Raw genomic sequence first — 9,449 nt, 5'->3', positions numbered from 1 at the left:
GCGGCGGACGGCGGCCGCTAAAGCGCTGCAGCTTGGCTTCGGCCGGCAACACGCGCGACCACAGGCGCCATTGGTTCTGCGATGCGGTGCGCACGAACTCGGCGCGGTCTTCGGCGGGCACCTCGGAGACGGCGGCGCGCAGCGTGCGGATCGTGGTGACGATGTAGCCGATCGCGACGTCTTCCAGAAACTTGTGCCGGAAGTAGGACACCGTCACCAGCGTGGCCGCCTGGGTCAGCAGCACGGAACCCAGGATCAGCAGGATCAGGCGGGCCCGCAGCGAACGCGGCACCAGGAAGCCAAGGGAAAAACGCATCAGGGCGAGAACCGGTAGCCGATGCCCCAGACGGTCTGGATCCAGCGCGGCTGCTTGGGATCGTCTTCGATGACGCGCCGCAGGCGCAGGATGGCGATGTCGATGGCGCGGTCGTTGCGTTCGCCGGCGTCGTCGTCGCGCGCCAGCGCCAGGAGACGCTCGCGCGACAACGGCTTGCCGGCGTTGCGCACCAGGGCTTCAAGCAGATTGATTTCGCCGCCGGTCAGCTTCACGACGGTGCCTTCGCGCGACAACTGGCGAGACGACGGGTCGAACAGGAAGGGGCCGAACGTGACCGGTGCGTCCTTGGTCAGCGCGGACGGCCCGCGCTTGCGGCGCAGCACGGCCTCGATGCGGGCCAGCAGTTCACGCGGGTCGAACGGTTTGCCGACATAGTCGTCGGCGCCCGCTTCCAGGCCGATGATGCGGTCCACCGCTTCGTCGCGGGCGGTCAGGAGGATAACGGGGATGTCCTCGCCCTGCTCGCGCAGGCGGCGGCAGGCGTCGGCGCCGTCGCCGCCGGGCAGCATGCGGTCCAGCACGAGCAGGTCGGGGGCGTAGCGGGTAATGCGGGACGAAAGGTCGGTGGCGTCCGGCGCCAGCAAGGTGTCGTAGCCGTGCCGATTCAGGTAGTCGGCCAGCAGTTGCCGTAACGCGGGATCGTCGTCGACGACCAGCAGCTTGGTGTGGGGATTGTCCATAGATGCCATAGTGAGGCGCGCCGCGTCCGGCCGCAAGAGGCAAGAAATCAACTGAAATACACCTGTTGCACGATGTACGCCGTATTTTGAGGCGCTTTGGAGCAAACGCGTGACGCGTCATGGACTGGCCCTAAAATACATGGGCCGGCCTTGCTGCTCGTGCGGTTTACTAAAAATCGTTTACAGCTACGGCGGCATCCCCTCTCTACACTGGTCCGTATGGTCGCCCCTACTCTCTGGCGCAGACGGCGGTTGCTGGCGACGCTGGCCATGGGCTTATCCTGCCCGCTGGCTGCCGCGTTTGGCGACACGCCGATTGCGTTCCCTGATTCCGCCTCCTCGCCCTCCCCGGGGGCGCCGGTGCGCATGGCGCGCGGTATCGGAGTTCTGTCCCCGGTTCAGCCGATCCCTGTGCGGCCCGCGCCTTCGATCGATGCGCGGGCGGTGCCCCTGGACCCGTCCCCGTGCGATCTGCAGGCGGCGGAGCCGGCCATGGACACCAGCGTGCAAGGCGGTGGCGACAGTAGCGAGGAACGGATCCCCGGCATCGGCACGTCGCTGTCGGGCGCGTCCGACGCGTCCCCCCTTGGCTGCGAACAGGCCGCCGCCCCGCCCCAGGAAACGGCACCCGACTACACCTTCGCGTTGGAAGACGGGGATCTACCCCGTGTGCCCGTCGTGGTGATCTCGGGCGTCGCACGCCCCAGTCGTCCCTGGTTCGCCTCGGTCAGTGGCCAGGACGGCCTGCGTTACGGCGGCGACCGCAACTGGGTCTACCGCAACACCAGCGGACCCTCCGTCACCGTGGGCAACATCAACGCCAACGCCCCCGCCTGGGGCAGTAGCGCGCCGGTGGGCGGCCTGCAGATCGCGAACTGGGCCGGTGCTTCCGCGACCGTACCCGAGGGCAGCTTCGGCTATTCTTCGTCGCTGGGAAAACTGAACCGCATGGATCCCGCCGCCAGTTCGGGCGCCGTGGACTACGGCGCGTCGGTCGGCAGCGGCAGCGTGCGCTACGGGCTGACGCCCGCCCTGACGCTGGAAGGCCAGATGCAAAGCGCGCCGTCGCTGACGACCCGCGGCATGGGCACTACCTACGCGGCGGGTGAATACGGCACCTTCCAGGCCGGTGCCACGCAAAGCTCGTTCGACGCTGCCAACGCCTGGCGCTACCGCTTCGGCTACAGCGTGGACGTGGCCGATGCCGTGAACCTGGGCTACACGAATGAACAGATCGGCGCCGGTTTCGGCGACCTGTCCACCTACTCCGGCGGCGTGGCGTCGGCCCCGCAGTCGCGCAACACCCTGACGGCAGGCGTGCCGATCACCGGCTGGGGCACCCTCAGCGGCTCGTATTCGGGGCTGCACGAAGGGTCGACGCTGGCCGAGCAGCGCGTGGGACTGACGCACAGCATGTTCGTCGCCCCCAAGGTGAAACTGGCCGTGGGCGCCGACCGCGACATCATTTCGGGCAACTACGAATGGCGCGCGAACCTGAGCATGCCCGTGGACACCTTCATGCGCGGCACCTGGTTCAGCTGGTAGCCGGGCCGCGGGACGGACGGAAATATCCCCTTAAAGGGGGTTGTCCGGAATTGCGGCTTAAAATCCCTGCCATGATGCTCCCGGCCTACCCCCATGTCTGACGCGCGCGCCCTCGGCGTATTGCAGCGTGTTTTCGGTTACGAATCCTTCCGCGGCGACCAGCAAGCCATTGTCGAACAAGTGATCGACGGCGGCGACGCGCTGGTCCTCATGCCCACCGGCGGCGGGAAATCGCTCTGTTACCAGATCCCCTCGCTGGTCCGTGAAGGTACCGGCATCGTCGTGTCGCCGCTGATCGCGCTGATGCAGGATCAGGTCGACGCCCTGACCGAACTGGGCGTGCGCGCGGCCTTCCTGAATTCCACGCAGGAATGGCGCGTGGCCCGTGACGTCGAACAGGCCTTCCTGGCCGGCGAACTGGACTTGCTGTACGTCGCCCCCGAACGCCTTCTGACCGACCGCTGCCTGCAATTGCTCGAACGCGGCCGGATCGCGCTGTTCGCCATCGACGAGGCGCATTGCGTCTCCCAGTGGGGCCACGACTTCCGGCCGGAATACCTGGGCCTGTCGATGCTGCATGAACGCTGGCCGGATGTGCCGCGCATCGCGCTGACGGCTACGGCCACCGCCGATACGCGCACCGAAATCGCCCAGCGCCTGTCGCTGGACGACGCCCGCCATTTCGTCTCCAGCTTCGACCGTCCCAACATCCGCTACCGCATCGTCGAAAAGAACGAGGTGCGCAAGCAGCTGCTGGACATGATCCGCACGGAACACGACGGCGAGTCCGGCGTGGTGTATGGCCTGTCACGGGCACGCGTGGAAGAGACCGCCGAATTCCTGTGCAACCAGGGCATCGACGCCATGCCGTACCACGCCGGGCTAAGCCCGCAGGTGCGCGCCGCCAACCAGTCCCGGTTCCTGCGCGAGGACGGCGTGGTCATGGTGGCCACCATTGCCTTCGGCATGGGCATCGACAAGCCTGATGTGCGCTTCGTCGCTCACATCGACCTGCCCAAATCCGTCGAAGGCTACTACCAGGAAACCGGCCGGGCCGGCCGCGACGGCCTGCCTGCCACCGCCTGGCTGGCCTATGGCCTGCAAGACGTGGTGCAGCAGCGCCGCATGATCGACGAATCCCCCGGCGACGAGTCCTACCGCCGCCGCCTGGGCCAGCAGCTGGACGCCATGCTGGGGCTGTGCGAAACCGTGGAATGCCGCCGGGTGCGGCTGCTGGCGTACTTCGGCCAGCAGATCACGGCGTGCGGCAACTGCGACGTGTGCCTGGAACCGCCCCAGGCCTGGGACGGCACGGTCGCCGCGCAGAAGGTGCTGTCGGCCGTCTACCGCCTGTGGAAAGAACGGGGTCAGCGCTATGGCGCGGGCCACATCATCGACATCCTGCGCGGCAAGGTCACCGACCGCACCAAGCAGCACGGCCATGAAACGCTAAGCGTGTTCGGCGTGGGCGAAGACCTGAGCGACACCGCCTGGCGCGGCGTGCTGCGCCAGTTGCTGGCGCAAGGCCTGCTGACGGTGGACAACGAAGGATTCGGCACGCTGGCGCTGACCGAAGGCAGCCGCGCGGTGCTCAAGGGCGAACGCCAGCTGATGCTGCGGCGCGAATCCGAAAAGAAGACCCGCTCGGGCAAGACCAGCAGCGGCCGTCCCAAGGCCGCCGCGATCGACCTGCCGTCTGAACTGCAACCGGTGTTCGAGGCGCTGCGCGCCTGGCGCGGCGAAGTGGCCAAAAGCCACGGCGTACCGGCGTACGTCATCTTCCATGACGCGACGCTGCGTGAAATCGCCCTGGCGCAACCCGACTCCATGGATGCGCTCAGCCACATCAGCGGCGTGGGCGCGCGCAAGCTCGAAGCCTACGGCGAAGAGATCCTGCAGCGCGTGGCCAAGCCGGTGCTGTAAGGCCCGGCCCGCTGCCGCCGTCAATACGACGGCGGCGGCAAGAGCGGCACCGGCGCGCGCTCTTTCCCGAAAACCGACCGGTAGGCCAGGATGTTGAACACCAGCACCACCGGTATCCCCACGACCGCGCCGGCCATGACCAGCCGCATCGAGCTCAGCGCGCCCGCGCCGTCCCACAAGGTCATGTCGTCCAGGATCAGATAGGGGAACAGGCTGTACGCCAGGCCGCTCAGCATCAGCAGGAACAGCGCCACGCACAGCACGAACGGCAGCCAGCTGAAGCGGTCCGCGCGGCCGGGCAGCCGCGCCAGCAGCATCTCGGCCGCCACATAGCCACCCAGCATCATCAGCCAGACCGTGGCGGCCAGGCTCAGGTGCGCGATGTTGCTCCACTTGTAGAAGATGCCCGCGTTGGCCAGCCCCAGCGTGACCGCGATGGCGACCATGCCCACCGCCGTCCAGCGGATGGCGTGGCGGGCCCAGCCGGCGGCGCGGCGTTGCAGATCGCCATCCACCCGCATGACCAGCCAGGACGCGCCCAGCAGCACGTAGGCCGCCACGGCGCACAGGCCCACGAACATCGCGAACCAGCCGTAGCCGGCGTCGGACTGGTAGCCGGTGGCGATCCGGCCCAACAGCACGCCCTGGCCGAACGCCGTGATGATCGAGCCGGCCCAGAAGCCGAAGATCCAGCGCGGCTTCATTTCGTTGCGCGCACGGATGCGGAATTCGAACGACACGCTACGCAGCACCACGCCCAGCACCATGACGGTCAGGGGCCCGTAGAGCTTGCCCAGCACCGCGCCCCAAGCGAACGGAAACGCCGACGCGAACAGGCCCATGCCCAGCAGCAGCCAGAATTCGTTGGCGTCGCGCCAGGGGCTCAAGAGCGACATCATGCGGCCGCGCTCGTGTTCGGGCGCCAATTGCAGCAGGATGCCCACGCCCAGGTCGAAGCCGTCCAGGACCATGCCCGCGGCGATCACCACGAACAGCAGACCCATGAAGGCAAGCGGCATCCAGAACGACGGGTCTTCAGGGCTCAGGCCCTGAGAAGCGGCCAGCATGGCGATCATGGCGAGCCTCCGCCGAGTTTACGTACCGGCACCACGCCGTAGCGCGCCGCGTGGAACAGCATGGCGGCGAATGCGGCCAGCAGCAAGGCGTACAGCAAGCCGTAGCCCGCCAGCCCATAGAGGACGGTGCTGGACGCCATCTGGCCCAGCACCTCGGATTGCGTGATGGTGCCGTTGACGGCGAAAGGCTGCAAGCCGATGATCGACACCCACCAGCCGGCCACCACCGCGATGCCGCCCGAGAACATCATGCCGCACAGCACACGCTGCCACCAGAGCGGCAACGTGGACGGATCCAGCCCGCGACGGAAGGTCCACAGGAACGTCACGCAGGCCACGACAAGCATCAGCAGGCCCAGGCCCACCGCCACCCGCAGCGACCAGAAGGTCAGCGCCACTGGCGGCAGCATGCCGGAATACTTGTCCAGGCCCTGGTAGGTGCCGTCCGCATTGCGGTGCAGCCACATGCCTCCCGCATTGCGGATAGTCACATCCGACAGATTCACATGCGCGCGGGCGTCCGGCCAGCCGAACAGCACCAGTTGGGGTTCGGCGCCGCTTTCCCAGAAGCCGGCGGCGGCGGCGGCCTTGGCCGGCTGCAGCTTGGCCACCATCTGGCCCGCGCCCGTGGCCACCGGCACTTGCAGGAAGGCCGCGACCACCGCGATCACCAGCCCGGTCTTGAACGTATTGCGTTCGCCATCGCCCAGCGGGCGGCGCAGCGCCTGCAAGGCGCTCACGCCCATCATCAGGAACGAGGCGGCCAGCGCCGCGCCCACGACCACGACCGCCATGCGCCAGCCGACCGAGGGGTTCAGCACCACGGCCGTCCAGTCGTAGACTTGGTAGCGGCCGTCGACGAGGATGGCGCCGTCCGGCGTCTGCATCCAGGATTGCAGGGCAAGCACCCAGAACACGGCCACCAACTGGCCCACGGCCACCATCAGCACCGCCAGCGTGTGCGCGCCATCGGACACGCGGCGCTGGCCGAACAGCATGACGCCCAGGAAGCACGACTTCAATATGAACGCGGACAAGATGCCGTAGCCCAGCAAGGGGCCGGCCACATTGCCGATCTTGTCCATCAGGCCCGCCCACAGGCTGCCGATCTGGATCAACACCGGCACGCTGGCGGCAAGGGTCAGCACGAAGGCCAGCGCGAAGATGCGCACCCAGAAGCGGTAGGCGGCGGTCCAGCCGCCACGGCCCGACCAGCGGGCGCGCAGCTTGAAAAACAGCAAGACCCAGGCAAGCGCCAGCGAAACCGCCAGGAACAGCGCCAGAAAACTCAGGCTGGCCACGAACTGCGCACGGGCCAGGGAAAGGGTGGATATATCCATGATGGCCCGTAGTGTAGAGCCAGTTACAAGACAATGGGGGCAGTTTGAAACCGGTTGCACCGGGCCCGAAAAGGCTCCTTGCGCGGAACGTGGCAAAATTGACGCTTTGTCGCCGCTTTTTCCTATTCTTTCAAGAATGACCTCCGCCACGACGCCGACCCCTGCTGCATCCAATTTCCTGCTCAACATCGTCCAGGACGACCTCGAAGCCAACCGCTTCCAGGGCAAACGTTGGGCGGGCAAGCCTGGCCCGGCCGCCGTGCAGCAGCAGGGGGCGCCCGACCCGGCCCGCATCCGCACGCGTTTCCCGCCAGAGCCCAACGGCTACCTGCACATCGGCCACGCCAAGAGCATTTGCGTGAACTTCGGCCTGGCCCGCGACTTCGGGGGCATCTGCCACCTGCGCTTCGACGACACCAATCCCGAAAAGGAAGACCAGGAATACGTCGACGCCATCATCGAGGCCGTCCGCTGGCTGGGATTTGACTGGAAGGCCGACAACGGCCAGGAAAACCTGTATTTCGCCAGCGACTACTTCGGCTACATGTATGAATTCGCCGAAGCGCTGGTCGAAGCCGGCCACGCCTACGTCGATGAACAGAGCCCCGAAGCCATCCGCGCCAACCGCGGCACGCTGACCGAACCCGGCACCGACTCGCCCTGGCGCAACCGCCCGGCCGCGGAGTCAGTCGCGCTGCTGCGCGAAATGCGCGACGGCAAGCATCCGGACGGCAGCCTGGTGCTGCGCGCCAAGATCAACATGGCGTCGCCCAACATCAACCTGCGCGACCCGGTCATGTACCGCGTGCGCCACGCCACCCACCACCGCACCGGCAACCAATGGTGCATCTACCCGATGTACAGCTGGGCCCACCCGGTGGAAGATGCGCTGGAAGGCATCACGCACAGCGTCTGCACGCTGGAATTCGAAGACCAGCGCCCGTTCTACGACTGGATCCTGGCGCGCCTGGCCGAACTCGGCAAGCTTGCCCAGCCGTTGCCGCACCAATATGAATTCGCCCGCCTGAACCTCAGCTACATCGTCACCAGCAAGCGCAAGCTGCTGCAGCTGGTGCGCGAAGGCCATGTGGACGGCTGGGACGATCCGCGCATGCCGACCCTCTTCGGCCTGCGCCGCCGCGGGTACACGCCGGCCTCGATCCGCCTGTTCTGCGATCGCACGGCCGTCTCAAAGTCCGATTCGCGTATCGACTACAGCCTGCTGGAACAAGCCGTTCGCGACGATCTGGACCCGATCGCCGCCCGCTCGGTGGCCGTGCTGGACCCGATCAAGCTGATCATCACCAACTACCCGGAAGGTCAGACCGAAATCTGCACCGCGCCCCGCAACCCGCACAACCCGGAAGCCGGATTGCGCGAGTTCCCGCTGTCGCGCGAGCTCTGGATCGAACGCGACGACTTCCGCGAAGAGGCGCCGAAGAAGTACTTCCGCCTGTTCCCCGGCAACACGGTGCGCCTGAAGTACGGCTACGTCGTGCGCTGCACCGGCTTCACCAAGAACGAGGCCGGCGAGGTCGTCGAAGTGCAGGCCGAGTATCTGCCGGAGACCCGGAGCGGCACGCCGGGCGCCGACAGCGTCAAGGTCAAGGGCAACATCACCTGGGTCAGCGCGGCCCACGCGGTCCCCGCCCAGATCCACCTGTACGACCGCCTGTTCGCCGACGCCCGCCCCGATGGCGGCGACAAGGACTTCCTGACCTGCCTGAACCCGAACTCCAAGCAGACCGTCTCGGCCTGGCTGGAGCCCGGCACCGTCGCCACCCCCGGCGCCACCTGGCAGTTCGAGCGCCTTGGCTACTTCACGGCCGACCTGAAGGAATCTTCCGAAGCCGCGCCGGTGCTCAACCGCATCGTGACGCTGCGCGATTCCTGGGCGCAAGGCTGACCCGCCCGCGCGCATATCACGGGAAAAGGCGCCTTCGGGCGCCTTTTTCTTTCGTCTTCCCGACTGCGCACCCCACCGCCCGGCGGGTTATCATCCCCGACATCCCGCAGCCGGTCGTGCGCGCCGTTTCCTGGCGTCCGGACCGCCAGCCACCATCAAGATGAATACTGAATCCCTAGCCCTGGACTTCAAAAGCGCCACCCTGTATGCCATCCGGGTGGTTCTGCACAGCGCAGACCCCGAACGCCTCGTTGCCGCGCTGGCCAAGCGCATGGCCGACGCCGGCAGCTTCTTCGAGAACGAACCCGTCGTCATCGACGCCAGCCGCGTCGAAGAGAAGATCGATTGGAAGGCCCTGGTGGCCGCGCTGCGCAGCCATAACCTGCCCCCGATCGGCGTCGTGGCCGAAGGCGCCAACCTCAAAGCCGCGCGCGAGGCCGGCCTGACGCCGGTGGAACTGTCCACCCCCGCCGCCCGCCCCGCCCCCGTGGTCGACACCGCGCCGCCGAACGACGTTTCCACGCCCGTGCCCTCGGTGCCGGCCGCTGCCGTCGAGACCGCGCCCGCACCGACGGATACATCGGCTGCCGATGTGCCCGCCGCCGACGCGCCTGCCGCCACGGACAAAACCGCCGCGGCCGG

6 protein-coding genes and 2 pseudogenes are annotated in these 9,449 nt (G+C 67.3%); 4 read left to right on the top strand and 4 right to left on the bottom strand.

Annotated elements, in window-relative coordinates; all coding sequences use genetic code 11:
* Both HG262_RS30175 and HG262_RS30170 read right to left on the bottom strand, forming a co-directional pair.
* Positions 1-316 (bottom strand): annotated as a pseudogene (locus HG262_RS30175) (ATPase); the annotation flags it as partial.
* Positions 316-1,017 (bottom strand): response regulator, encoded by a 702-nt coding sequence (locus HG262_RS30170; RefSeq protein WP_006226445.1) that lies wholly within the window; start codon positions 1,015-1,017, stop codon positions 316-318. The pseudogene HG262_RS30175 and the gene HG262_RS30170, both read right to left, overlap by 1 nt.
* 219 nt (positions 1,018-1,236) lie before the next feature.
* Here HG262_RS30170 and HG262_RS30165 point away from each other — a divergent pair, with 219 nt between their 5' ends.
* Both HG262_RS30165 and recQ read left to right on the top strand, forming a co-directional pair.
* Positions 1,237-2,562 (top strand): fimbrial protein, encoded by a 1,326-nt coding sequence (locus HG262_RS30165; RefSeq protein WP_169274495.1) that lies wholly within the window; start codon positions 1,237-1,239, stop codon positions 2,560-2,562.
* 93 nt (positions 2,563-2,655) lie between these two features.
* Positions 2,656-4,485: a DNA helicase RecQ gene (gene recQ, locus HG262_RS30160; RefSeq protein ID WP_169274494.1), complete on the top strand. Its 1,830-nt coding sequence runs from the start codon at positions 2,656-2,658 to the stop codon at positions 4,483-4,485.
* A gap of 20 nt (positions 4,486-4,505) precedes the next feature.
* Here the strand turns inward: recQ and HG262_RS30155 are convergent, their stop codons facing one another.
* Together HG262_RS30155 and HG262_RS30150 are read right to left on the bottom strand one after the other, a co-directional pair.
* Positions 4,506-5,561: a cytochrome d ubiquinol oxidase subunit II gene (locus tag HG262_RS30155; protein WP_169274493.1), complete on the bottom strand. Its 1,056-nt coding sequence runs from the start codon at positions 5,559-5,561 to the stop codon at positions 4,506-4,508.
* Entirely contained in the window at positions 5,558-6,901 is a 1,344-nt protein-coding gene (locus HG262_RS30150; protein ID WP_169274492.1) for a cytochrome ubiquinol oxidase subunit I, read from the bottom strand. Before HG262_RS30150 ends, HG262_RS30155 begins: the two co-directional genes overlap by 4 nt.
* A 136-nt stretch (positions 6,902-7,037) precedes the next feature.
* Between HG262_RS30150 and HG262_RS30145 the strand changes: the two genes are divergently transcribed.
* Both HG262_RS30145 and minC read left to right on the top strand, forming a co-directional pair.
* Positions 7,038-8,807 (top strand): glutamine--tRNA ligase/YqeY domain fusion protein, encoded by a 1,770-nt coding sequence (locus HG262_RS30145; protein WP_169274491.1) that lies wholly within the window; start codon positions 7,038-7,040, stop codon positions 8,805-8,807.
* Between the two features lie 160 nt (positions 8,808-8,967).
* Positions 8,968-9,449: pseudogene (minC, locus tag HG262_RS30140) on the top strand (septum site-determining protein MinC); the annotation flags it as partial.

The organism is Achromobacter sp. Bel, assembly GCF_012928505.1.
Lineage (GTDB): Bacteria > Pseudomonadota > Gammaproteobacteria > Burkholderiales > Burkholderiaceae_B > Achromobacter.
The sequence above is the reverse complement of the archived record's forward strand: the minus strand, read 5'-3'. Positions and strand labels throughout refer to the sequence as shown.

Coding starts and splice junctions, on each gene's coding strand:
- HG262_RS30145 (WP_169274491.1), top strand. CDS start 7,038: ATGACCTCCGCCACGACGCCGACCCCTGCTGCATCCAATTTCCTGCTC.
- HG262_RS30165 (WP_169274495.1), top strand. CDS start 1,237: ATGGTCGCCCCTACTCTCTGGCGCAGACGGCGGTTGCTGGCGACGCTG.
- HG262_RS30170 (WP_006226445.1), bottom strand. CDS start 1,017: ATGGACAATCCCCACACCAAGCTGCTGGTCGTCGACGACGATCCCGCG.
- recQ (WP_169274494.1), top strand. CDS start 2,656: ATGTCTGACGCGCGCGCCCTCGGCGTATTGCAGCGTGTTTTCGGTTAC.
- HG262_RS30150 (WP_169274492.1), bottom strand. CDS start 6,901: ATGGATATATCCACCCTTTCCCTGGCCCGTGCGCAGTTCGTGGCCAGC.
- HG262_RS30155 (WP_169274493.1), bottom strand. CDS start 5,561: ATGATCGCCATGCTGGCCGCTTCTCAGGGCCTGAGCCCTGAAGACCCG.